Source organism: Candidatus Pantoea soli (genome assembly GCF_007833795.1).
GTDB lineage: Bacteria > Pseudomonadota > Gammaproteobacteria > Enterobacterales > Enterobacteriaceae > Pantoea > Pantoea soli.
On record NZ_CP032702.1, the window covers coordinates 1,043,126 to 1,065,660 of the forward strand.

Genomic DNA, 22,535 nt, shown 5'->3' on the forward strand with positions numbered 1-22,535 from the left:
ACGAGCCGCCTTTTTTTGGCCTGCGCTTCCCGGATGGGCGCCCGCTGGCGCTTCAGTTCACTGCCTCTTCCCTTAACCAGTCCCGAAACCGCGTAATTTCAGCGTCGTGCTGCCGGGCACGCTGGGTCATCATCCAGGTCGCACGATTAGCGCGCACAAATCCCAGCGGGGCAACCAGCGTGCCGTCCTGCAGCTCCTGCCGGACCAGCAGGCGGGGTGCCACAATGACCCCCAGGCCGTTTCTCGCCGCCTGAATCCCCAGCGTCAGGTTATCGAAGTGCTTGCCACCCCGAAAATGGCCGGTCACGCCGCTGATCTTTGCCCATTCGGCCCAGGCGTGCGGGCGGGTATCTGCATGCAGCAGCGGCAGCGCCGCGAAATCCAGCGGCGGCTGAAAGCCGCTGGCGTATTGCGGTGCGCACAGCGGACCGAGGTATTCGTCAGCGATCAGCGTGGCATCAATATCGTCGTCCGACGGCTGTTCGTCGCTGAAGATCAGGACATCCGTGTGTTCACTGCGCAGCTGATCGATACCGCCCGGCGGCTGAAACTGCACCTGAATATCAGGATAGCGCTGATAAAAACTGCTGATGCGCGGGATCAGCCATTGGGCAAGGAAGCTGGGCGCACAGGCGATACTGAGGTGGTGTCGCATACCGGTGCGGATGCTTTCACAGGTTGTGGCGAGTTCGCTGAACGCTTGCTGGCAGCTGGCCAGCAGCCGTTCACCGTGTGAGGTTAAGCGCACGCGCCCGCTGGCGCGCATGAAAAGCGGTTTGCCCATCCAGCTTTCCAGCTGGCGCACCTGATGGCTGATAGCGCTATGGGTCACATGCAGTTGTTCAGCGGCAAGGCTGAAACTGCTGTGCAGTGCCGCATGGTGGAAGTAGTGCAGTGCACGTAACGACGGAAGCGCGGTCATACTCATCCCCTGTGTAAAAACCTAACAGGGATTGTCAATTTATATCATTTTAATGTCCACACGCATTGACCTAACCTCTGCTCCTGATTCTGGCGGGTTGACTGGCGGGTGTCTCTGTGTTGTATCCCGCTCTGCGCCGCGCGTCAGGCTGTCGTCCGCCATCATTCACCGCACAATAACAAAGAGAAATGTCACGCGATGGCTTCACAACAGGCGTCTGCCCGGGCAGCGGTGCGCGATCAGCTGCGCGGCCTGCTCTCCCGCCACTATCGGCTGGAAAATCACGATCTCTTCTTTGCACCTTCGCTGCATATTGCACAGGTGCTGCTTTCACAGCTGTTTCTGCGGCAGGAACAGGCGCGCAATAACACGCGCTATGCCGCGCACTATCCGGTCAGTGAACTGAGCGTGCTGCCTGCCGTGCCAATGCTGGCGGGCAATATTGCGCTGATTGCGCACGTGGATGAAAAAACCGGCCGGGTGCGACCGCTGAGCGAGTGTCAAAGCCAGGGCGTCACCGATGCCTCTGCATCATTTGCGACCGGGCTGCATAAACGGCTGGTGAGTGAAGCGCGGCTGTTTGTCGCACAGCTCAACCGTCACGCCGCCTTAAGCGATAACCTGGTGTTAATTGCGCTGCGCACGCACGATTTCAGCACGCTGGTGCGCAGCGAACTGCGGCTGTTTGAACAGGGGCTCAATCTGGGAGAGGCGCCACAGCAGGCGCTGGACAGCATGGCGCAAAGCGACTGGAAACCGTTCAATATCGCCTGCGTTGAGGCCATTACGCTGGAAACGCCCTGTTATCTGCACTCGGTGCAGCAGCCGGGCCTGCCCTTTGCGCTGTTCCCGCTGCCCGCGGATCTGACGCTCACCCGGTTACCGCCGGATGCCACGCTGCTGCCGGAAACGCACTGCCTCTGCCTGCACGCCAGCGTGCGCGGCAACGGCAATAAAACGCAGAACGTGACCGCCGCACTGAAAAAGCGCCTGCGCGAGCTGCTGGCTGCCCACCACAATTCCTAAAAACAGCCCGGCCGCTGGCGCATTCAGCTAAAGCAGGTCAAAGTAGGCCTTTCCGTGGAAGCGCGCCGGGTTGCCTTGTGGTGCGCGGGTCATAATGGTATGTTCTTGGCCTTCTCAGATTGATCAATGCGATTCGCAAGGGGAATTACGCAATGCGTATTATTCTGCTCGGGGCACCGGGCGCAGGTAAGGGCACTCAGGCTCAATTCATCATGGAGAAATACGGTATTCCGCAGATCTCCACAGGCGACATGCTGCGTGCTGCGGTAAAAGCGGGCAGCGAGCTGGGCCAGCAGGCCAAAGCGATTATGGATGCCGGTAAACTGGTGACTGACGATCTGGTGATTGCGCTGGTTAAAGAGCGTATCGCGCAGGAAGACTGCAAAAACGGCTTCCTGCTCGATGGTTTCCCACGCACCATTCCGCAGGCCGACGCCATGAAAGAGGCCGGCATCAAGGTTGACTATGTACTGGAGTTCGCGGTACCGGATGAGCTGATCGTTGATCGCATTGTTGGCCGTCGCGTACACGCACCGTCAGGCCGCGTTTATCACATCAAATACAACCCGCCGAAACAGGAAGGGAAGGATGATGTGACCGGCGAAGAGCTGACCACGCGTAAAGATGACCAGGAAGAGACCGTGCGTAAGCGTCTGGTGGAGTACCATCAGCTGACTGCGCCGCTGATTGCTTACTACAGCAAAGAAGCGGAAGCCGGTAACACCGAATATCACAAAATCGACGGCACCCGCCAGGTTGCTGAAGTGAGTGCCCAGCTGGCCGATATTCTCGGCTAAGTCGCAGGGGCCGGATGTCCGGCCCTTTTGCAGCAATTGCTTTCCCCCTTCGCTTTTTCCGCTACAATTTCCCCCGATTCAGATCCATTCTCTGTGACATCAAGGAAATACAATGAGGCAAGAAAAGGCCGGCGTTTTGCTGGTTAATCTCGGCACACCGGATGCACCGACCACCGCAGCGGTAAAACGCTATCTGAAACAGTTCCTCGGCGATCCGCGCGTCGTGGATGTTCCCCGCCTGCTATGGTGGCCAATTCTTAACTTCGTCATCGTGCCTTTCCGCTCGCCGCGCGTCTCTAAACTTTATGCGTCGGTATGGATGGAAGAGGGTTCACCGCTGATGGTATTCAGCAAGCGACAGCAGGCCGCACTGGCGCAGCGTCTGGATATTCCGGTCGAGCTGGGTATGAGCTACGGCCAGCCCAGCCTTGATAGCGCAGTAAAACGCCTGCTGGATCAGGGCGTAACCAAAATGATTGTGCTGCCGCTCTATCCGCAGTTCTCCTGCTCAACGGTCGCGGCCGTGTGGGATGGCCTGGCAGCCAGCTTTAAACCGCTGCGTTCGCTGCCAGAAGTGGCCTTTATCCGCGATTATGCCGAACATCCGGCTTATATCGCGGCGCTGAAAGCGTCGGTGGAGCGCTCTTTTGCGCAGCACGGTGAGCCGGATCTGCTGGTGTTGTCATATCACGGTATTCCGCAGCGCTTCGCCGATCAGGGCGACGACTATCCGCAGCGCTGTAAAGATACCACCGCGGCGCTGGCAGCCGCGCTGAACATTGCACCGCATAAAATCATGATGACGTTCCAGTCGCGCTTTGGCCGCGAGCCGTGGCTGATGCCCTATACCGACGAAACCATGAAAAGCCTGCCGGCAAAAGGCATTAAGCATGTACAGGTTATGAGCCCGGGCTTTGCCGCTGACTGTCTTGAGACGCTGGAGGAGATCAGCGGTGAAAACTGCGAAATTTTCCTGCACGCCGGCGGTGAAAAATTTGAGTACATTCCAGCGCTTAACGCAGATGATGCCCATATTGACATGATGGTGCAGCTGGTTAACGCGCGTCGTTAAGGTGGCGGCAGAGAATGTGATATCATTCTCTGCCTGATTTTCCCCTGACGGCAGCTTTCATGAAATTTCCCGGCAAACGCAAATCCAAACACTATTTCCCCGTCAACGCGCGCGATCCTCTGCTTCAGGCGACTCAGCAGGAGCAGGAAGAGGGCAGCTGGGTGGTGGGTATCGACCAGACGCTGGTGGATATCGAAGCCAAAGTGGATGACGATTTTCTGCAGCGCTACAACCTGAGCGCCGGCCATTCACTGGTTATTGATGATGCCACCGCTGAGGCGCTCTATCGTGAGCTGATGGCGCAGCAGCTGATCAGCCACCAGTTCGCCGGCGGTACCATTGGCAACACGCTGCACAACTACTCAGTACTGGCGGATGACCGTTCGGTGCTGCTGGGCGTGATGTGTAACAACATTCAGATTGGCGGCTACGCCTATCGCTATCTGTGCAATACCTCCAGCCGCATGGACCTCAACTTTTTGCAGGGCGTTGACGGGCCGATTGGCCGCTGCTTTACGCTGATTGGCGAGCACGGCGAACGCACCTTTGCCATCAGTCCCGGCCTGATGAACCAGCTGCAGGCGGATAGCATCCCGGAAGCGGTGATTGCCGGGGCCTCTGCGCTGGTGCTGACCTCTTATCTGGTGCGCTGCCAGCCGGGCGAACCGATGCCGGAAGCCACGCTGCGCGCCATTGGCTATGCAAAAAAACACAACGTGCCGGTGGTACTGACGCTGGGGACGAAATATGTGATTCAGGATAACCCGCAGTTCTGGCGCGATTTCCTGCGTGAGCACGTCTCCATCGTGGCGATGAATGAAGAGGAAGCCTTTGCCCTGACCGGGGAACCCGATCCGCTGCTGGCCGCCAATCAGGCGCTCGACTGGGTGGATCTGGTGCTGTGCACCGCCGGCCCGACCGGGCTCTATATGGCGGGCTTTACCGAGGACGCCTTCAAACGCAAAACCAATCATCCGCTGCTGCCGGGCGCAATTGCTGAATTTAACCAGTATGAGTTCAGCCGCGCCATGCGCCATCAGGATTGCCAGCAGCCGCTGCGTATTTTCTCGCATATCGCGCCTTATATGGGCGGGCCGGAAAAGATCATGAACACCAACGGCGCGGGGGACGGTGCGCTGGCCGCCTTGCTGCATGATATTACCGCCAATAATTTCCACCGCCAGAAGGTGCCGAACTCCAGCAAGCATGCGCGTGAATATCTGACATACTCCTCGCTGGCGCAGGTGTGCAAATATGCCAACCGCGTGAGCTATCAGGTGCTGAACCAGCACTCACCGCGCCTGACGCGCGGCCTGCCGGAGCGGGAAGATAGCCTGGAAGAGTCCTACTGGGATCGCTAAGGCAGCCCCCGGCGTTGCACCCCCGACGGATGCGACGCCGGGAGCCTGTCGCGCAGTGTTAAGGCGGGATCAGATCGGGCAGGCGCGCACAATCGGGCTATGCGCGATCTCGTCCTGCAGCACCTGCAGCATGCTGCCGGCAATTTCGCGTTCGCCCATCACCACGCGATTGGCGCCGCGCTCCATGATATAGGTGACTTCATCGTCATAGTGCGCGCGGGCAATGATCTCAATATCCGGGCGCTTTTCACGGGCCGCGGTGACAATCTCGCCCGCCTCATAACCGTTTGGAATGGTCAGCAGCAGCCAGCGTGCGCAGTCCAGCCGCGCCAGATCCATGGTTTCCACCCGGGCCGCATTGCCCAGCACCGCTTTGATCCCCTGTTCACGCAGCGCCTCGACGCGCGGCCGGGAGTTTTCCACCACCACCAGTGGCACATCGGCTTCCAGCAAATTCTGCCCCAGCAGGCTGCCCACGCGGCCATAACCCACGATGATGGCATGATGGCAGATATCCACCGGAATCTGCTTCTCTTCTTCAATGGCCTCTTCCAGCGTCTGTTCTTCCATGGTCTCGGTTTTATCGAGATAGCGTTCCAGCAGCGTAAACAGAATCGGATTGAGCATAATCGAGAGAATGGCGGCGGCCAGCACCAGGTTGCGTCCCTCTTCGCTCAGCAGCCCAAGCGAAATCCCGAGCCCGGCGAGGATAAAGGCAAACTCCCCAATCTGCGCCAGGCTTACGGAGATGGTCAGCGCGGTACGGCGCGAATGGCCGAGCAGGGTGACCAGCAGCCAGGCGGCGATCGATTTGCCCAGTACGATAATCGCCAGCGCACCGAGCACCGCCAGCGGCTGCTCCAGCAGAATTCGCGGATCAAACAGCATGCCGACCGAGACAAAAAACAGCACGGCGAAGGCGTCACGCAGCGGCAGCGTATCGCGCGCCGCGCGATGGCTCAGTTCAGATTCGTTCAGCACCATGCCGGCAAAGAAGGCGCCCAGCGCAAAGGAGACATCAAAAAACTCCACCGCACCAAAAGCGATGCCCAGCGCCAGCGCCAGCACGGAAAGGGTAAACAGCTCCCGTGAGCCGGTGGCGGCGCTTTTCGCCAGGATCCACGGCACTGCCCGACGGCCCACCACCATCATCAGCACCATAAAGGCGGCCACTTTACCAATCGTCAGCATCAGATCCCACGCCAGCAGCGTCGGGCTGGCATTGCCCTGTTCCAGCATGCCGGCGATGGCCGGCAACAGCACCAGTGTCAGCACCATCACCAGATCTTCGACAATCAGCCAGCCGATGGCGATCTGCCCGCGCTGGCTGTCAATCAGCTGTCGCTCCTCCAGCGCCCGCAGCAGCACGACGGTACTGGCGGTGGAGAGGCATAGACCAAACACCAGCCCGGTCATCCAGGACCAGCCCAGGGTCCAGGAGAGGCCCATTCCCAGCAGCGTCGCGACAGCAATCTGCGCGACGGCGCCCGGAATGGCGATCGACTTTACCGACATTAAATCCTTCAGGGAAAAATGCAGCCCCACGCCAAACATCAACAGAATGACGCCCAGCTCAGCCAGTTCCGGGGCGAGATTGGTATCGGCGACAAAGCCCGGCGTGAAGGGGCCCGCCAGGACTCCCGCCAGCAGATAGCCCACCAGCGGCGAGATACGCAGGCGATTCGCCAGCATACCAAGGAGAAATGCGAGGACCAGACCTCCGACAATGGTGGTGATCAACGGGGTAGTGTGATGCATGCCTGTCTCCTTGTGTACAAATGTATCCGCTTGTAACAATGAAGTGTAATGCACATTGGCGCAGCGCGTTTAGACATTTGCGTGGTAAAAGATGAAAAAAATGAAAAAATGCGACAAAAATGCAGTCGAAGCGTCATTTTCAGCAATTATCCCCGGCGCAGAGCCGGGATTCTGCCGCACAGGAAAGCGGGCTGTATGCCTGATGTTGTCGCCACCGCCGCGCTGCGCATCAGGGAAACCGCGATAAAGCGCCTGCCCGGTGAGGCCACGGCGGGCAAGGGGGGATTCAGGTGCCAGGGCTGCCGCTGCGCTGGGCCAGCAGGCGATCAGGCGGACACGCAGGTTACGCTGGTCCGGATGCTGAACAACGCCTTTCACTTGAGTTAAAGCCTGAACTGTGCGACACAGGAGGGCAATTTCGCTCATTACCTTCACCGCACCGTGGAAAAACACCAGATAAGGAGATTGGCTTTGTTGTTACAACCACGCACCGGGCGCTGGCTGGCGCTGACGATACTCCTGCTGCCGCTGCTGGCGCAGGCCTGGCAGACCGATCGCAGCTACCGTTTCAGCATTCTGCACACCAACGATCATCATGGCCATTACTGGGCTAATGCGCAGGGTGAATATGGCCTTGCGGCGCAGAAAACGCTGATGGATCAGCAGCGTTATGACGTCCAGGCCAAAGGCGGCGGCGCGCTGATCCTTTCAGCCGGCGATGTCAATACCGGGGTACCGGAATCGGACTTACTGGACGCCGAGCCGGATATTCGCGGCATGAACCTGGTGGGCTATGATGCGATGGCGCTGGGAAATCACGAATTTGATAAGCCGCTCAGCGTGCTGCAGAAGCAGCAGAAATGGGCCAGATTTCCGTTTCTCTCCGCCAACATTTACCAGAAAGGCAGCGATAAGCGTCTGTTTAAGCCCTGGGCTATTTTTAACCGCATGGGGCTGAAGATCGCCGTCATCGGCCTGACGACCACCGACACGCTGCGGATTGCCAACCCACAGAACGTGGCGCAGCTGGAGATTCGCGATCCGGTAAAAGAAACCGAAAAAGCGGTGGCCGAACTGCGCGCCAGCGAAAAACCGGATGTGATCATCGCGCTGACGCACATGGGCCATTATGACGATGGGCAGCACGGCAGCAACGCGCCTGGTGATGTCGAACTGGCGCGCAGCCTGCCCGCGGGCACGGTTAACGTCATTGTCGGCGGCCACTCCCATGATGCGGTCTGCATGGCGAAAGCGAACGTCAGCGAGCAGGATCATCAGCCCGGCCAGCCGTGCCAGCCCGATCGGCAGAACGGCGTCTGGATCATGCAGGCGAAAGAGTGGGGCAAATACGTCGGACGCGGTGATTTTACCTTCCGGAATGGTGAACTGACGCTGGAGAACTACCAGCTGATCCCGGTCAACCTTAAACATAAAGTCAAAAATCTCGACGGCAGCGAAACCTGGCTGCCGTATCAGGAGCTGATTGCGCCGAACAGCGCAATGATGAAGCTTCTGACCCCTTATCAGCTGCGTGCCGGTAAACAGCTGGATGTGAAAGTCGGCAGCAGCGATGATCTTTTCACAGGCGATCGCAGCAAAGTCCGTTTTGAGCAGACGCCGCTGGCTCAGCTGATTCTGCGCGCACAGATGGCCGCGACGCAGGCGGACTTTGCGGTCATCAGCGGCGGCGGTATCCGCGCCTCGCTGGCGGCAGGCGAGCTTCGCTGGCGCGATCTGCTGCAGGTACAGCCGTTCGGTAATCAGGTGGTCTCGGTGACGCTGAGCGGTGAAGAGGTGCAGCAGTATCTGGCGAAAGTGGCCAACATCAAAGCGGACTCTGGCGGTTTTGCGCAGTTCAGTCAGGTCAGCCTGGTGGCAGATGGCAACAGCGTCAGCGAGGTTAAAATCAACGGTGAACCGCTGCAGAAAGCGAAAACGTACCGTCTGGCCACCAACAGTTTCAACGCCAGCGGCGGTGACGGGTATCCGGTGCTTGATAACCATAGCGGTTTTCGCAACAGCGGTCTGCGTGATGCAGAGGTGCTGCGGGATTACGTCAGCCGGCACTCACCGCTTAAGCTGGCAGAGTATGCGCCGCCGGCGGTGGTGCACCTGACTGCCGCACAGGTGCAGGAGCGGGATAAAGCCCGGCAGAAAGAGAAAAAACGCAGCTATCCGCAGATGATTCTGGCATGGATCTGGCCGCGTGCCGCCCATGAGTGAAAGCACGGCGGCCCGCCCGGGCCGCCATCCCGCTACGCTTTACAGGCTGGCGCTTCCACCCAGCGCTGACGCAGCCTGTCCCACACCCAGTTATACGCCAGCGTATAGGGCAGGAAGAACAGAAAGAACGCCACCTCCAGCAGAAAGGCGTCCAGCAGCGAAATCTGCAGCATCCAGGCCGCAATCGGCAGGCCAATCAGAATAAACCCGCCTTCAAAGCCCAGCGCGTGCAGGATACGCAGCGCCGCGCCGCGCGGGGCATGCGGTGGCCAGATACGGTCAAAGCCGCTGTTATAAAGCATGTTCCACAGCATCGCCACGGTGGACAGGGCAATAGCCAGCGCGCCCATCTGAAACAGCGGCTTATCCATCACCCAGGCGGCCAGCGGCGAAACGGTGACTATCGCCAGCAGTTCAAAGCCAGTGGCATGAAAAAATCGTTCTTTCAGCGAACGGGTACGCATAAACACCTCCTTTGCGGTTACGCGGCGCATTTTCTCACTGCACAGTGATAAGATAAAATGAACACCTATCGATAAAAGCGATGGATAAACATGAAATACTCTCCGGAATCCCTTGAGGCTTTTGTACAGACCGTGGCCAGCGGATCGTTTTCCGCGGCCGCACGGGCGCTGGGAAAAAGCCAGTCCACCATCAGCAGCGCAGTGGCGAATCTGGAAGATGATCTGGGCTTTATGCTGTTTGACCGCACCGGCCGTCAGCCGGTGCTGACCGCCCAGGGGGAGCGCGCGCTGGCGCAGGTACAGCAGATTCTGGCCGCAGGTCAGCGGCTGGATGAGCTGGCAGTCAGGCTGGCGCAGGGCGTCGAGCCGCGCCTCAGTCTGGCCATTTCCGATTTCTGGCAGGCCGATCATCACGAACGTCTGCTGACGCGCTTTGAGGAACGTTATCCGGATATCGAGTTTGAATGCATGCTGGCGGAAGATGAAGATGTGCTGGATCTGCTGCAGGCCGGGCGGGTGCATCTGGGGGTGGTGCGCACGCAGCCTGCGCTGCCGCCGGATCTGGCCGTTGCGCGTCTGCAGGTGGAAGCGCAGATGGCCATCTTCCTGCATCAGGATCATCCGCTGGCACAGGCACCGCAGGTCAGTGAGGCGCAGCTGAGCGAACTGCGGCAGCTGCGGCTGAACACCTGGGTGCAGAACCGTGAACCGCTGCCTGCCGGGCGCGTCTGGTCCGCGCCAACCTATCTGTTACTGCTGGAGATGGCGGAGCAGGGATTTGGCTGGAGCGTGCTGCCGCGCTGGCTGGTGGCACAGTTCGGCCATCAGGTGCTGAAAGCGTTGCCGGTGCCCGGATGGCCGCAGCATATTGCCGTTGACGTTATCTGGTCGCGCCGTAACCCACCCGGGCCGGCCGGGCGCTGGATGATCGATCAGCTCTGTGCTCAGCAGCCGGATTAATCGCGTCGTGCGACATCAGCCAGCGACGCATCCAGCAGGCGGGCCAAATCCTGCGCCGCCAGTTCAATATCCAGCCCGCGTTTGCCGCCGGAGATAAAAATGGTGCTGAACGCTGCGGCCTGCTGGTCAATCACCGTCGGCAGACGCTTTTTCTGTCCCAGCGGGCTGATCCCACCTATCAGATAACCGGTGACGCGCTGCGCCAGCTGCGGGTCTGCCATATCGGCTTTTTTCGCGCCCAGCGCTTTCGCCACTTTTTTCAGATCCAGCTGGCTGGCGACCGGTGTCACTGCTACGGCCAGCGCTTTTGCATCACCGTTTAGCGCCACCAGCAGCGTTTTAAACACCTGGCGGGCATCCAGGTTGAGTTTACGCACCGCTTCATCCCCGAAATGGGTTTCGTGCGCGTCATGCTCATAAGGATGCAGAGTAAAAGCGACCTTTTGTTTTTCCAGCAGTTTTACAGCGGGCGTCATTTTTTTAATCCTTAGCTAAGAAAAATCTTATGTACAAACTGATGAATAGTGCTGGCGAAAATCTGAACTTTGCGCGAAAATTGCCCCGCGCCAGCGATGCTGGCGATAACCAAAATCATAAACACATTCCTCTTTGACAGGCTGATAGCAATATCGGCCTTCTTTTTTATGTGTCTCTGCGGTCGCTGAAAGCGGGCGTTCTTCATATGCGGCGGCAGGGTTACTGCCGCTATCTGCGTTCGCCACGGAGCAATGCCTCATCCGCAGCCGCACGTTTAGGGCTACTGTTTCAGCAGCGCTGGCAGGTTGTCATCGCCATAGAGGTGCAACGCGCCTACCGCCACCACATAGCGGCCCGGCGGCAGCGCCTGCAGCAGATCGCGCCAGTGCTGATTGCGATTGCGCATCAGCGTGTCATTCAGTTCACTGCTGAAGGTTCCCGGCAGCCTGACCGGCTGCCGGGCCGGCGGCGCATCCAGCCACCAGCTGATCATGGTTTGCAGCAGGCGGGCATTGGTGTGCCAGTGCGTCAGCGTATCCAGCAGCAGCGCCAGGCCATCCTGTGGCAGGGATTTGAGCAGGGCGATCTGCGTGTCCGGCCCTTCCAGCTCAATGATGCGCTTACCGGCGCTTTTTGCCGCCTGCAGCAGCTGATAATCCACGCCATACTGCGGACGTAACCCGAGGCGTTGCGCCTGTTGTGCCTGCAGCATCAGCGCGATTTGCCAGAACGGCAGATGATCAAACAGGCTCAGGCTTAGCGATAAGGTCTCACACAGCGCGGTCAGCTGCTGCAGCGCCGCAGGTTCCAGCCGGGTTGCCAGCGGCGGCGCGGTCTCCACGCCGGTAAAGGGTGACTCGCCCTGCGTAATATCGGCTTCCACCACCAGCGCATCCGCTTTCTGCAGCTGACGCAGCAGGCCGGCGGGCAGCGGCTGCATATCCCGCGTGCCCATATGAATACTGCCGGTCAGGTGCAGACGGCGGTCGCCAAGGCGGATATCCAGTGCCGGCCAGCGATAACTGGCCGGAAACAGGCGGGTGACCCACTGCTGCAGGCCGTGCCACAGACTGCTTTTCATGCCCGGTCCTTCTGAAGTCAAAACGCCATGCTAGCGATTTCATCTGCGGAAAAACAGGGCAGAGCCTGCTATTGCCGCTGCGCTGGCGTGAAACGTAACAGGCGATTGGCGTTGCTCACCACGGTGATCGAAGAGAGCGCCATCGCGGCACCGGCAACAATCGGGCTCAGCAGCAGGCCGGTAAACGGATAGAGCACGCCGGCAGCAAGCGGAATGCCGCAGCTGTTATAAATAAACGCACCGAGCAGGTTCTGGCGCATATTGCGCAGCGTGGCTTTGGCCACCGCCAGCGCATCGGCAACGCAGTGCAGATCGTTACGCATCAGCGTCATGGCCGCGGTTTCCACCGCCACATCGCTGCCGCCGCCCATGGCAATGCCGACATCAGCCTGCGCCAGCGCCGGGGCATCATTGATGCCATCGCCCACCATCACCACTTTTCGTCCCTGCTGTTGCAGACGGGCAATGGCCTGCGCTTTGCCGTCCGGCAGTACGCCGGCAATCACCTCGTCAATGCCGGCTTCCGCGGCAATCGCCTGCGCGGTCTGCTGATGATCGCCGGTCAGCATAATCAGCCGGTAACCCAGCGCATGCAGACGCGCCAGTGCGTCGGTACTTTCCGGGCGCAGTGTGTCGCGCAGCGCAATCAGGCCAAGCAGCTGGCCATCCTCAGCCAGCAGCACGGGCGTGGCACCCAGTGCGGCCAGGCGTTCGATATCGGCGCTGGCCGGGGTGTAATCCACCTGCTGATCATCCAGTAACGCACTATTGCCCAGTAGCCTTGCCTTGCCTGCTACAGTAGCGCTTACGCCTTTGCCGCGTATTGTACGAAATTGCTCTGCTGCTGAGGCGCTGACTGGCGGCGCGGCGGCCAGGATTGCCTGCGCCAGCGGATGACGGGAGCCCTGCTCCAGTTCGGCTGCGGCATGCAGCACCTGCTGACGATCGCGCGCACCATAGGTGATAACTTCAGCGACCTGCGGTGTGCCCTGCGTCAGGGTGCCGGTTTTATCAAACACCAGCGTGTCGACTTCGCTGGCCCGCTGCAGCGCATCGGCATCCCGTACCAGCACGCCCAGCTCTGCCGCGCGCCCGACGCCGGCAATCACCGACATCGGCGTGGCCAGACCCAGGGCGCACGGGCAGGCAATGATCAGCACCGTGGTGACAATCACCAGCGTATAGGCCAGCTGCGGCTGCGGCCCCGCCAGATACCACACCAGACCGCTGATCGCGGCGATCGCCACCACCACCGGCACAAACACCGCGGAGATGCGATCGGCCAGACGACCGATGTCCGGTTTGCTGCTCTGCGCCTGACGCACCATGTTAATGATACGCGCCAGCGTGGTGTGGCTGCCGGTCGCCCGGGCAATAAACTGCACCGCGCCATCCTGGACCAGCGTGCCGGCATACAGCGTGTCGCCAATCTGTTTTGCCTGCGGCACCGCTTCGCCGGTCAGCATCGCTTCATCCAGCCAGGCTTCGCCCTGGGTTATTTCACCATCTACCGGCACGCGGTCGCCGGTCACCAGTTTCAGGGTCATGCCGGAGGTCACTTCGCTGAGCGGTCGCAGCGTTTCTCCCTGCGGCGTCACGACGCGCGCCTGCGCTGGCGTCAGGTCCAGCAGCCGTTCCAGCGCTTTCGAGGCGCGCTGACGCGCCCGCTGCTCCAGCGCATGCCCCAGATTGATCAGGCCGATGATCATGACGCTGGCTTCAAAATAGAGATGCCGCGCCTGCGGCGGGAAAAAGTCAGGCCACAGCGCAACGCTCATGGAGTAGAGCCAGGCCGCGCCGGTGCCCAGCGCCACCAGCGTATCCATGGTGGCCGTGGCATGGCGCAGGCTGCGCCAGGCGCTGCGATAAAAATGGCCGCCGGTCAGCAGCATGATCAGCAGGGTAAGCAGTCCAAGCGTGCGCCACAGCGTCTGGTTGGCGGCAGTGAGCATCATATGATCGCCGAACATGCCCCAGACCATCAGCGGGATACCCGCCAGCAGCGCCAGCGCCGACTGCCAGCTGAAACGGCGCATCGCCTGCTGCGCGCTCGCCTGCTGACGTTCGCGGCGGGTTTGCTCATCTTCAATCACTTCTGCGGCGTAACCCGCCTGATCGACCGCACTGAGCATGTCGGCGGCCGATGCGGTGCCCAGCACCAGCGCGCTGCGCTCGCCAAGATTCACCCGCGCCTGACTGACGCCGGGGGTGTTTTGCAGCGCCTGTTCCACCCGGCTGACACAGCTGGCACAGCTCATGCCGCTAATCAGCAAATGGTGCACGGGCAGCGCTGCTTCTGCCGGCTGCGATTCCGTTGTCAGCGCCTCCGGCGGCGGCTCCTGAGCTGGCAACGGATCAGGCTTTGGGGGCGTTGCCTCGTTTTTAACCGCCGCGTGGTAGCCTGCCTGCTCCACGGTCGCGATCAGATCGCGGGCGCTGGCATTGCTGGTGACGCGCGCTTCTTCCAGCGTAATCTCCACCTGTTCCACATCGCTGCGCTGTTCCAGCGCCTCTTTGACCCGTTTCACACAGTGGCCGCAGGACAAGCCGTCCAGTGCCAGTAATTGAACCTGAGACATTATCCACTCCTCGTTGATGATGGTATTCACTGTTCATTTTAGAATGTTTTTACAGGCTAAACCTTCCATCAGGGGGAAGGTCAAGGGCAGGCGAGTCGTTCCCGTTGCTATGTGCGATACTGATTTTCAGGAAAGCAGGCACAGGCAGCCGCCGTCCGGCGCACCGGCGGCGGCAGTGCGCCGGGTAACCACTGCCATTGCCTGTGTATCCGGAACGGCCAGTCTTCCGCTCAGGGAAAGTAAGCGGCTTACGCCATCCGGGATGCGGACAGTCTCCTGATTACCGGCACGTTTTCCCGGCGCGTGCCGGTCAGGTATGGCTGCAGAATGCCGGGGTCTGATCAGAGCATCACTGACAGGCTGCTGAAGAAGTAACGGGCAATCAGCACGGCGCGCCGGCGGTCATGCATCGCCCGGATCGCGCAGGGTATCCGTCGCCATCCGGCTATAATAGGCGGCGGAAGTGAAGGCAGCACAGCCCGGCACAGGCCGGACAGGGGACGCGCCTCAGAGCAGAAAAGAGGATGAAAGCGAATGAACATCAGCGATATAGCAAAGAAAACCGGGCTGACCAGCAAAGCGATCCGTTTTTATGAAGAGAAGGGCGTCGTGACGCCGCCGGTACGCAGCGAAAACGGCTACCGGCGTTACAACGCGCATCATCTTGAAGAGCTGAATCTGTTACGGCAGGCGCGTCAGGTCGGTTTTACGCTGGACGAGTGCCGCGAGCTGGTGGCGCTGTTTAATAATCCGTCGCGTCACAGCGCCGATGTCAAAGCGCGCACGCTGCAAAAGGCCGATGAGATTGCCGCGCACATTGAAGAGCTGCACGCCATGCGTGCGCGTTTACTGGCGCTGGCGGAAGCCTGTCCCGGCAATGACAGTGCCGATTGCCCTATCATCAACCACCTGGCCGGTTGCTGCCATCAGGATGACGGAAAACGTGGCTGAATCAGCAGCGTGATGCCGGAGACGCCGGTGACCACCACTGGCGTACCGGCGGGCAGGTCTTCTCTGGCCTGCACCCGCCAGCTGCTGTCACCAATGCGCACATGGCCGATGCCGGCCTTCAGCGGACTGTCCAGCGTCAGGTGCATGCCAACCAGCTGGGTGCCGCGCTGATTGAGGGTGCTGGGCTGCTGTGCGGATTCGCGATAGCGTATCCAGCGATACCAGAGAAACACGCACACCAGCGTGAGCGCAGCAAACAGCAATCCCTGATTTTTCCATGACAGGGGAACCAGCCCCTCGACGATGCCAACCAGCACTGCAGCCAGGCCGCTCCACAGCAGATAACCGCTGGTGCCGAGCATTTCGGCCGCCAGTAGCAATCCACCCAGCGTCAGCCAGAACCAGTGCGGGTGCGCAATCAGCTCCATGACCATCATGGTTTGCGCTCCGGACGGCTCTCTTTCAGCAGTTCGCTGATCCCGGCAACGGAGCCGAGCAGGCTGCTGGCATCCAGCGGCATCATGACCACTTTACTGTTCCCGGATTCGCCGATTTTCTGCAGCGCATCGGTATATTTCTGGGCGATAAAGTAGTTCACCGCCTGAATATTCCCGGCGGCAATTGCGTCTGAAACTGCGCGCGTGGCATTGGCTTCTGCTTCAGCCTGCCGTTCACGCGCTTCCGCCTGCAGAAAGGCTGAGGTGCGCTCGCCTTCTGCTTTCAGAATTTGTGACTGCTTGTCGCCTTCAGCGCGCAGAATAGCGGCCTGACGCACCCCTTCAGCAGCCAGAATATCCGCGCGTTTAGTGCGTTCGGCCTTCATCTGCGCATTCATCGCGGCAATCAGCTCCTGCGGCGGCCGCACGTCGCGGATTTCAATACGGGTAATTTTTACGCCCCATGGATTCGTGGCTTCATCCACAATGTGCAGCAGACGGGTGTTGATGTTATCGCGCTGCGACAGCATCTCATCCAGTTCCATTCCGCCCAGTACCGTACGGATATTGGTCATGGTCAGGTTAATGATCGCCAGCTCCAGATTGCTGACTTCATAGGCAGCACGCGCCGAATCCACCACCTGAATAAAGCACACCGCATCAATGGTGACGTTGGCATTATCTTTGGAGATCACTTCCTGCGAAGGGATGTCGAGAACCTGTTCCATCATATTGATTTTGCGACCAATACGATCCATGAACGGCACCACAAGATTGAGACCGGGCGGCAGCGTTTTGGTGTAGCGGCCAAAACGTTCCACCGTCCACTGATAACCCTGCGGGACAATTTTTACCCCGGCCCAGACGGTAACCAGCGCGAGTACGATGATGACGGGAATCACAGTTAACATATAACCTCCTGGCTGTCAGATTGACGGGCCGAGTCGTTCGGCCCGTTGCACGCACGGTGCCGATCAGTACAGCAGCGAATAGAGCTGACGACGATAGCGGGAGGCGAGCGCATCGCCAGTGCCAAGCGCCGCCAGGATCTCCTGGAACATTTTACGGACTTCGCCTTCGCCTGCGCTGAGATCGCTCTTCAGAAAGCCGAACAGCAGCGCCAGCGCTTCTTCATTGCGGCCCACCTGATGCAGCTGTAACGCAAGTTTAGCAGCCAGCCCGGCATTCGCCGGTTCGCTTGCCAGCTGCTCCTGCAGCAGCTGAATTTCCGGCGTATCTGCGGCCTGCTTCAGCAGATCGATCTGCGCCATCAGGCTCTGGTAGCGCGTATCCTGGTCCTGCAGTGGCACCACGGCGAGCACGGCTTCTGCTTCGTCGCTGCGGTTCAGCGCGATCAGCGCTTCAGCCAGCAGGAAGCCCATCTCGCTGTTTTGCTGGCTCAGCTGCCAGGCCTCTTTCAGCAGCGGCAGCGCCTCCAGATGTTTGCCTTCCTGCATCAGCGCCATTGCCTGCTGTGCTTTCAGCTCTTCTTCACGCGGCAGCACTTTCTCCAGCAGCGCGCGGATAGCCTCTTCAGGCTGCGGCCCCTGGAAACCGTCAACCGGCTGGCCATTCTGGAACAGATAGACCGTAGGAAGGGCGCGCAGGCCAAACTGCGACGCCACCATCTGCTCTTTATCACAATCGAGCTTCGCCAGGATGAACTGACCGGCATACTCCTGCGCCAGCCGCTCCAGCACCGGCGTCAGCTGCTGGCAGTGCTGGCTGCGCTCTGACCAGAAGTAGAACAGCACCGGCAGCTGCATGGACTGCTCCAGCGTCTGCTGCAGGTTGGATTCGTTGATGTCGATAATCAAAGCGTGTGACATGAATACGTCTCTTGGCAGAAAGTGTGTTGAGGATATGGGGGCAAACGCCCCGGCTTCAAGTTCAATTCGGCGTTGCATCCGGCTTGCTGCGCAAAATGCGATCCAGCATCCAGCCCGGCAGCAGCCGTTTCAGCACGCTCATTACCCAGGCAACCAGCGTGACCGGATAGCGCAGGCGCGGATGACGACTCTCCAGCGCGTGGCGCAGTTTGGGCAGAATCGCTTCCGGCGGCAGGGTAAAGCGTGCGGCGATCCCTGGATTGCGCACCGGTTTATCCTGCTCGCCCTGGTGCACGTTATCGGTAAACCGGGTGGAAATCGGGCCAGGCTCAATCAGGCTGACGCGCACGCCGCTTTCCCGCACCTCCATGCGCAGGGCATCACTCCAGGCTTCCAGCGCCCATTTGCTGGCCGCATAAGCGCCGCGGCCCGGGGTGGCAATCAGCCCCAGCACTGAGCTGGTATTAATGATGCGACCATCGCCGCTGTTCTGCAGCGCCGGCAGCAGGCGCAGCGTGAGCTGGTGCGTGCCGAACAGATTAGTGGAAAACTGCCGCTCCAGCTGCTGGCGGGAAACGCTGCTCAGCGGGCCGTACTGGCCGTAACCGCCGTTGTTAAACAGGCCGTGCAGGCAATTGCCGGTCAGGGCGATCACCTTTTCGGCGGCGGCGTCCACGCTGGCCGGGTCGTCCAGATCCAGCGCAATACCGGTAAAACCCAGCGTCTCCATGCGCGCCACATCGTCAGGGCGACGACAGGCCGCCAGCACATGATAGCCGCGCGCCTGCAAATCGTGCGCGGCCGCCAGGCCAATGCCGCTGGAACAGCCGGTAATTAAAATTCGTTTTTGCATTTCTTTACCTGTGAAAAATCACGCGCCTGCGTTAATTCTGCTTTACTAGCGGAGCCAGCGTTTCTGCCATGATCTTAGCGATAAACGGCTGGGCCGCCGGATTAGGGTGAATACCGTCCTGCTGCATCCACTCCGGCTTCAGGTAGACCTGCTCCATAAAAAACGGTATCAGGGGAAGCGCGTACTGCTGCGCCAGCTGCGGATAGATCGCACTGAACGCCTCGGTGTAACGTCGGCCATAATTAGCCGGCAGGCGAATCTGCATCAGCAGCGGCTGCGCATCAGCGGCTTTCACCTGTTCGATTACCCTGCTCAAATCGCGGGCAATGTCAGCCGGCGGAAACCCGCGCAGGCCGTCATTGCCGCCCAGTTCGATCAATACCCAGCGCGGCTGGTGCTGTTTTAACAGCGCCGGCAATCGCGCCAGGCCTTGTCCGGCGGTGTCTCCGCTGATACTGGCGTTAATCACACGCGGCTGCTGTTGCCAGGTTTTGTCCAGCAGGCTGGGCCAGGCGGCGCTGGCGGACATGCGATAACCGGCGCTCAGGCTGTCGCCCAGCACCAGCAGGGTATCGGCAGCGCTAACCACCCGCGATACCAGCAAAAGCACTAACAACAGGAAGGGATAATGCCAGCGGAAAACATTGTTGCGGTTCATCATCTTACTAAGTCCGTCGGTCAGGGAGAGCATCAGCTGACCATCCTTACCGGAGTTGAGCTGGTTGTCAAACCAGCGGAAACGCTCGCGCTGATTGGCGAATCCGGATCCGGCAAATCCACGCTGCTGGGCATCCTTGCCGGACTGGACGATGGCAGCAGTGGCGAAGTGCATCTGCTGGGGCAGCCGCTGCACCGTATGAATGAGGAGCAGCGCGCGGCGTTGCGTGCGCGCGACGTGGGTTTTGTCTTTCAGTCTTTTATGCTGGTACCGACGCTGAATGCGCTGGAGAACGTGCAGCTGCCCGCGCTGTTGCGCGGTGACAGCGACCGCGACAGCCGCGCGCAGGCGGTGGCGTTGTTAACTCAGCTGGGTCTGCAGGCGCGTCTGCACCATCTGCCCGCCCAGCTCTCGGGTGGTGAACAGCAGCGCGTGGCGCTGGCGCGCGCCTTCAGCGGCCGGCCGGGGCTGCTGTTTGCGGATGAACCCACCGGCAATCTGGATCGCCAGACCGGTGAGCGCATTGCCGATCTGCTGTTCTCCCTGAACCGCGACTTTGCCACTACGCTGATTCTGGTTACCCACGATGAGCAGCTGGCCGCGCGCTGCGACCGGCGGCTGCGGCTGCGCGATGGCAAATTGTGGGAGGTGGCATGATCTGGCGCTGGTTCTGGCGCGAGTGGCGCTCGCCCTCGCTGCTGATTGTCTGGCTGGCGCTGACGCTGGCCGTGGCCTGCGTACTGGCGCTGGGTTCGATCAGCGATCGCATGGAAAAGGGATTGAGCCAGCAGAGCCGTGATTTCATGGCCGGTGACCGCACGCTGCGCAGCAGTAAAGCGGTGCCGGAAGCCTGGCTGAATAAAGCGCGTGAGACCGGGCTGACAATCAGCACCCAGCTGAGCTTTATGACCATGACCTTTGCGCAGGAGACGCCGCAGCTGGCAGATGTGAAAGCGGTGGATGATGCCTATCCAATGGCGGGTACGCTGCAGACCAATCCGCCCGGCCTGCGGCCCGCTGCAGGCACGGTGCTGGCGGCGCCGCGCCTGCTGGCGCTGCTGAACCTGAAGCCGGGAGACACGCTCGACGTCGGTGATGCGACCTTCCGCATTGCCGGTGAGCTGATTCAGGAGCCGGATAGCGGTTTTAATCCCTTTCAGACTGCGCCGCGCCTGCTGATGAACCTTGCGGACGTGGCGAAAACCGGGGCGGTGCAGCCGGGCAGTCGTCTCAGCTGGCGCTACAAATTTGCCGGCGACCCCGCACCGCTGGCGCGCTATGACCGCTGGATCCAGCCGCAGCTGAGCGCCGGCGAGCGCTGGATCAGCACCGGGAACACAGAAGATGCGCTGGGCCGTTCTATGCAGCGCGCCCGGCAGTTTCTGCTGCTGTCAGCGCTGCTGACGCTGATGCTGGCGATTGCCGCCGTGGCGGTGGCGATGAGTCACTACTGTCGCAGCCGGTACGATCTGGTGGCGGTGCTGAAAACGCTGGGGGCGACGCGCCGGGCGCTGCAGCGGCTGATCATTGGACAGTGGCTGGCGGTGCTGCTGCTGGCGGCGCTGGCGGGTGGCGTGCTGGGGCAGGGCATTGAATGGGCGCTGCTGGTGATGCTGAAACCGGTGCTGCCGGCGACGTTACCGGCGGCCAGCGGCTGGCCGTGGCTGTGGGCGATGGCAGCCATGCTGGTGATCTCCCTGCTGGTGGGCCTGCGGCCTTACCGGCTGCTGATGGCAACCCAGCCGCTGCGCGTTTTGCGCCGCGATGCCGTGGCGCGCGTCTGGCCGCTGCGATTCTATCTGCCCGCCGTTGCGCTGGTGGTGATCGCGTTGCTGGCGCTGCTGATGGGCGGCAGTAAAATGTTGTGGGCGCTGCTGGCCGGCGTGGTGATGCTGGCGCTGCTGCTGGCGCTGCTTGGCTGGGGCACGCTGCTGCTGCTGCGCCGGCTGGTGGTGCGCAATCTGGCGCTGCGGCTGGCCATCAACCGTCTGCTGCGCCAGCCGGTGATGACGCTCAGCCAGCTGGCGGCGTTTTCGCTCTCTTTTATGCTGCTGGCGCTGCTGCTGGTGATGCGCGGCGATCTGCTGGATCGCTGGCAGCAGCAGTTACCGGCCAATGCGCCCAACTATTTTTTGCTTAACCTGACGCAGCAGCAGGTACCGCAGGTGCGTGACTTTCTGGCACAGCACCAGGTGAAAGCGGAAACGTTCTACCCCATCGTGCGGGCGCGCCTTACCGAACTGAATGGTAAAGAAGCCGATCCCGGACTGGATAACGCGCTGAACCGCGAGCTGAATCTGACCTGGCAGGCCGCCAGGCCGGATCACAATCCGCTGGTGGCGGGCAGCTGGCCACCTGCCGCCGGGGAGGTATCGATGGAAGTGGAACTGGCCGATCGTCTCGGCGTGAAGCTGGGGGACACGCTGACTTTCAGCGGTGATACCCTTCAGTTCAGCGCCCGCATTAGCAGCTTACGTAAAGTGGACTGGGAGAGCCTGCGGCCAAACTTCTTCTTTATTTTTCCGCCCGGCGCGCTGGACGAGCAGCCACAAACCTGGCTGACCAGTTTTCGCATGGCAAACAATCCGGCGCTGCTGGCGCAGCTGAACCGGGCGTTTCCGACCCTGAGCCTGCTGGACGTTGGCAGCATGCTGAAACAGATCGGCCAGGTGCTGACGCAGGTAAGCCGGGCGCTGGAAATCATGGTAATACTGGTCACCGTCTGTGGCGTGCTGCTGCTTATGGCGCAGATTCAGGTTGGCATGCGTCAGCGACGCCAGGAGCTGGTGGTTTATCGCACGCTGGGTGCCAGTAAACGCCTGCTGCGCGGCACCTTATGGTGTGAATTTGCGCTGCTCGGTGTGGTTGCCGGCGTGGCGGCGGCACTGGGCGCAGAGGCGGCACTGTGGGGGCTGCAGCGGAAAATTTTTGATTTCCCGTGGCAACCCGACTGGACGCTGTGGCTGGCTCTGCCGCTGTGTGGCGCGCTGCTGCTCTCACTGTGCGGGGGCTGGCTGGGCGTGCGGTTGCTGCAGGGCAAGGCGCTGTTCCGGCGCTTTGAAGCGCCCTGAGGCCCGGTATGCCGCA

General features: G+C 60.6%; 22 protein-coding genes. 9 read left to right on the plus strand and 13 right to left on the minus strand.

All coding sequences use genetic code 11. The annotated features are described in order from the left end of the window. Nucleotides 1-52: 52 nt before the first annotated feature. Complete coding sequence (locus tag D8B20_RS04765; protein ID WP_145887620.1) at nt 53-922, minus strand: LysR substrate-binding domain-containing protein; 870 nt, start codon at nt 920-922, stop codon at nt 53-55. Nucleotides 923-1,120: 198 nt separating this feature from the next. Between D8B20_RS04765 and D8B20_RS04770 the strand changes: the two genes are divergently transcribed. From D8B20_RS04770 to D8B20_RS04785, 4 genes are all read left to right on the plus strand, one after another. Continuing rightward, nucleotides 1,121-1,948, plus strand: coding sequence for a DUF6024 family protein (locus tag D8B20_RS04770; RefSeq protein ID WP_145887622.1), 828 nt, complete (start codon nt 1,121-1,123; stop codon nt 1,946-1,948). A gap of 152 nt (nt 1,949-2,100) precedes the next feature. Then, nucleotides 2,101-2,745 (plus strand): adenylate kinase, encoded by a 645-nt coding sequence (gene adk / locus D8B20_RS04775; RefSeq protein WP_145887624.1) that lies wholly within the window; start codon nt 2,101-2,103, stop codon nt 2,743-2,745. A gap of 112 nt (nt 2,746-2,857) precedes the next feature. Then, nucleotides 2,858-3,817, plus strand: a complete 960-nt coding sequence (gene hemH / locus D8B20_RS04780) for a ferrochelatase (protein ID WP_145887626.1) — start codon at nt 2,858-2,860, stop codon at nt 3,815-3,817. A gap of 59 nt (nt 3,818-3,876) precedes the next feature. Continuing rightward, nucleotides 3,877-5,178 carry an inosine/guanosine kinase gene (locus tag D8B20_RS04785; RefSeq protein WP_145887627.1) on the plus strand — a complete coding sequence of 434 codons (1,302 nt, stop codon included), beginning with the start codon at nt 3,877-3,879 and terminating at the stop codon, nt 5,176-5,178. A gap of 69 nt (nt 5,179-5,247) precedes the next feature. Here the strand turns inward: D8B20_RS04785 and ybaL are convergent, their stop codons facing one another. Both ybaL and D8B20_RS04795 read right to left on the minus strand, forming a co-directional pair. Then, a complete protein-coding gene (ybaL, locus tag D8B20_RS04790) occupies nt 5,248-6,936 on the minus strand; it encodes a YbaL family putative K(+) efflux transporter (protein ID WP_145887629.1) in 1,689 nt (562 codons plus the stop codon). A 69-nt stretch (nt 6,937-7,005) separates the two neighbouring features. Then, nucleotides 7,006-7,362: a hypothetical protein gene (locus D8B20_RS04795; protein ID WP_145887631.1), complete on the minus strand. Its 357-nt coding sequence runs from the start codon at nt 7,360-7,362 to the stop codon at nt 7,006-7,008. Nucleotides 7,363-7,407: 45 nt separating this feature from the next. Here D8B20_RS04795 and ushA point away from each other — a divergent pair, with 45 nt between their 5' ends. Further along, on the plus strand, nt 7,408-9,159 hold the full coding sequence (gene ushA / locus D8B20_RS04800) for a bifunctional UDP-sugar hydrolase/5'-nucleotidase UshA (RefSeq protein WP_145887633.1): 1,752 nt from the start codon (nt 7,408-7,410) through the stop codon (nt 9,157-9,159). 32 nt (nt 9,160-9,191) lie between these two features. Here ushA and D8B20_RS04805 read toward each other — a convergent pair whose 3' ends face one another. Beyond that, a complete protein-coding gene (locus D8B20_RS04805) occupies nt 9,192-9,623 on the minus strand; it encodes a multidrug/biocide efflux PACE transporter (protein WP_145887635.1) in 432 nt (143 codons plus the stop codon). Nucleotides 9,624-9,713: 90 nt separating this feature from the next. On the opposite strand from D8B20_RS04805, the gene D8B20_RS04810 reads away from it, so the two are divergent. Beyond that, nucleotides 9,714-10,583, plus strand: coding sequence for a LysR family transcriptional regulator (locus tag D8B20_RS04810; RefSeq protein WP_145887637.1), 870 nt, complete (start codon nt 9,714-9,716; stop codon nt 10,581-10,583). On the opposite strand, the gene ybaK is transcribed toward D8B20_RS04810, so the two are convergent. The 4 genes from ybaK to copA all read right to left on the minus strand — a co-directional run bounded on the left by ybaK (nt 10,580) and on the right by copA (nt 14,720). Next, nucleotides 10,580-11,059, minus strand: a complete 480-nt coding sequence (gene ybaK, locus D8B20_RS04815; RefSeq protein ID WP_145887639.1) for a Cys-tRNA(Pro)/Cys-tRNA(Cys) deacylase YbaK — start codon at nt 11,057-11,059, stop codon at nt 10,580-10,582. The genes D8B20_RS04810 and ybaK overlap by 4 nt on opposite strands. Nucleotides 11,060-11,086: 27 nt before the next feature. Then, nucleotides 11,087-11,305 (minus strand): hypothetical protein, encoded by a 219-nt coding sequence (locus D8B20_RS04820; RefSeq protein ID WP_145887641.1) that lies wholly within the window; start codon nt 11,303-11,305, stop codon nt 11,087-11,089. 35 nt (nt 11,306-11,340) lie between these two features. Then, nucleotides 11,341-12,141, minus strand: a complete 801-nt coding sequence (locus tag D8B20_RS04825) for a TraB/GumN family protein (RefSeq protein ID WP_145887643.1) — start codon at nt 12,139-12,141, stop codon at nt 11,341-11,343. 68 nt (nt 12,142-12,209) lie between these two features. Continuing rightward, complete coding sequence (gene copA / locus D8B20_RS04830; protein ID WP_145887645.1) at nt 12,210-14,720, minus strand: copper-exporting P-type ATPase CopA; 2,511 nt, start codon at nt 14,718-14,720, stop codon at nt 12,210-12,212. A gap of 534 nt (nt 14,721-15,254) precedes the next feature. Here copA and cueR point away from each other — a divergent pair. Continuing rightward, nucleotides 15,255-15,671 carry a Cu(I)-responsive transcriptional regulator gene (gene cueR / locus D8B20_RS04835; protein WP_145887647.1) on the plus strand — a complete coding sequence of 139 codons (417 nt, stop codon included), beginning with the start codon at nt 15,255-15,257 and terminating at the stop codon, nt 15,669-15,671. On the opposite strand, the gene D8B20_RS04840 is transcribed toward cueR, so the two are convergent. From D8B20_RS04840 to tesA, 5 genes are all read right to left on the minus strand, one after another. Next, nucleotides 15,647-16,105 (minus strand): NfeD family protein, encoded by a 459-nt coding sequence (locus D8B20_RS04840; protein ID WP_145890394.1) that lies wholly within the window; start codon nt 16,103-16,105, stop codon nt 15,647-15,649. The two genes, cueR and D8B20_RS04840, sit on opposite strands and share 25 nt — an antisense overlap. Then, on the minus strand, nt 16,105-17,019 hold the full coding sequence (locus tag D8B20_RS04845) for an SPFH domain-containing protein (protein WP_145887649.1): 915 nt from the start codon (nt 17,017-17,019) through the stop codon (nt 16,105-16,107). The genes D8B20_RS04840 and D8B20_RS04845 overlap by 1 nt, the downstream gene beginning before the upstream one ends. Before the next feature lie 63 nt (nt 17,020-17,082). After that, nucleotides 17,083-17,937: a thioredoxin family protein gene (locus tag D8B20_RS04850; RefSeq protein ID WP_145887651.1), complete on the minus strand. Its 855-nt coding sequence runs from the start codon at nt 17,935-17,937 to the stop codon at nt 17,083-17,085. Nucleotides 17,938-17,998: 61 nt separating this feature from the next. Continuing rightward, nucleotides 17,999-18,790: an SDR family oxidoreductase gene (locus D8B20_RS04855; protein ID WP_145887653.1), complete on the minus strand. Its 792-nt coding sequence runs from the start codon at nt 18,788-18,790 to the stop codon at nt 17,999-18,001. Nucleotides 18,791-18,821: 31 nt separating this feature from the next. After that, nucleotides 18,822-19,451, minus strand: a complete 630-nt coding sequence (gene tesA, locus D8B20_RS04860) for a multifunctional acyl-CoA thioesterase I/protease I/lysophospholipase L1 (protein WP_261388063.1) — start codon at nt 19,449-19,451, stop codon at nt 18,822-18,824. Here tesA and ybbA point away from each other — a divergent pair. After that, nucleotides 19,419-20,105: a putative ABC transporter ATP-binding protein YbbA gene (gene ybbA / locus D8B20_RS04865; RefSeq protein ID WP_145887656.1), complete on the plus strand. Its 687-nt coding sequence runs from the start codon at nt 19,419-19,421 to the stop codon at nt 20,103-20,105. The genes tesA and ybbA overlap by 33 nt on opposite strands. After that, complete coding sequence (ybbP, locus tag D8B20_RS04870; RefSeq protein WP_145887658.1) at nt 20,102-22,519, plus strand: putative ABC transporter permease subunit YbbP; 2,418 nt, start codon at nt 20,102-20,104, stop codon at nt 22,517-22,519. Before ybbA ends, ybbP begins: the two co-directional genes overlap by 4 nt. Nucleotides 22,520-22,535 lie beyond the last annotated feature (16 nt).

Coding starts and splice junctions, on each gene's coding strand:
- D8B20_RS04825 (WP_145887643.1), bottom strand. CDS start 12,141: ATGAAAAGCAGTCTGTGGCACGGCCTGCAGCAGTGGGTCACCCGCCTG.
- ybbA (WP_145887656.1), top strand. CDS start 19,419: ATGCCAGCGGAAAACATTGTTGCGGTTCATCATCTTACTAAGTCCGTC.
- adk (WP_145887624.1), top strand. CDS start 2,101: ATGCGTATTATTCTGCTCGGGGCACCGGGCGCAGGTAAGGGCACTCAG.
- cueR (WP_145887647.1), top strand. CDS start 15,255: ATGAACATCAGCGATATAGCAAAGAAAACCGGGCTGACCAGCAAAGCG.
- D8B20_RS04845 (WP_145887649.1), bottom strand. CDS start 17,019: ATGTTAACTGTGATTCCCGTCATCATCGTACTCGCGCTGGTTACCGTC.
- D8B20_RS04785 (WP_145887627.1), top strand. CDS start 3,877: ATGAAATTTCCCGGCAAACGCAAATCCAAACACTATTTCCCCGTCAAC.
- D8B20_RS04810 (WP_145887637.1), top strand. CDS start 9,714: ATGAAATACTCTCCGGAATCCCTTGAGGCTTTTGTACAGACCGTGGCC.
- D8B20_RS04805 (WP_145887635.1), bottom strand. CDS start 9,623: ATGCGTACCCGTTCGCTGAAAGAACGATTTTTTCATGCCACTGGCTTT.
- hemH (WP_145887626.1), top strand. CDS start 2,858: ATGAGGCAAGAAAAGGCCGGCGTTTTGCTGGTTAATCTCGGCACACCG.
- ybaL (WP_145887629.1), bottom strand. CDS start 6,936: ATGCATCACACTACCCCGTTGATCACCACCATTGTCGGAGGTCTGGTC.
- copA (WP_145887645.1), bottom strand. CDS start 14,720: ATGTCTCAGGTTCAATTACTGGCACTGGACGGCTTGTCCTGCGGCCAC.
- ybbP (WP_145887658.1), top strand. CDS start 20,102: ATGATCTGGCGCTGGTTCTGGCGCGAGTGGCGCTCGCCCTCGCTGCTG.
- D8B20_RS04795 (WP_145887631.1), bottom strand. CDS start 7,362: ATGAGCGAAATTGCCCTCCTGTGTCGCACAGTTCAGGCTTTAACTCAA.
- D8B20_RS04855 (WP_145887653.1), bottom strand. CDS start 18,790: ATGCAAAAACGAATTTTAATTACCGGCTGTTCCAGCGGCATTGGCCTG.
- D8B20_RS04770 (WP_145887622.1), top strand. CDS start 1,121: ATGGCTTCACAACAGGCGTCTGCCCGGGCAGCGGTGCGCGATCAGCTG.
- ybaK (WP_145887639.1), bottom strand. CDS start 11,059: ATGACGCCCGCTGTAAAACTGCTGGAAAAACAAAAGGTCGCTTTTACT.
- tesA (WP_261388063.1), bottom strand. CDS start 19,451: ATGATGAACCGCAACAATGTTTTCCGCTGGCATTATCCCTTCCTGTTG.
- D8B20_RS04850 (WP_145887651.1), bottom strand. CDS start 17,937: ATGTCACACGCTTTGATTATCGACATCAACGAATCCAACCTGCAGCAG.
- D8B20_RS04765 (WP_145887620.1), bottom strand. CDS start 922: ATGACCGCGCTTCCGTCGTTACGTGCACTGCACTACTTCCACCATGCG.
- D8B20_RS04840 (WP_145890394.1), bottom strand. CDS start 16,105: ATGGTCATGGAGCTGATTGCGCACCCGCACTGGTTCTGGCTGACGCTG.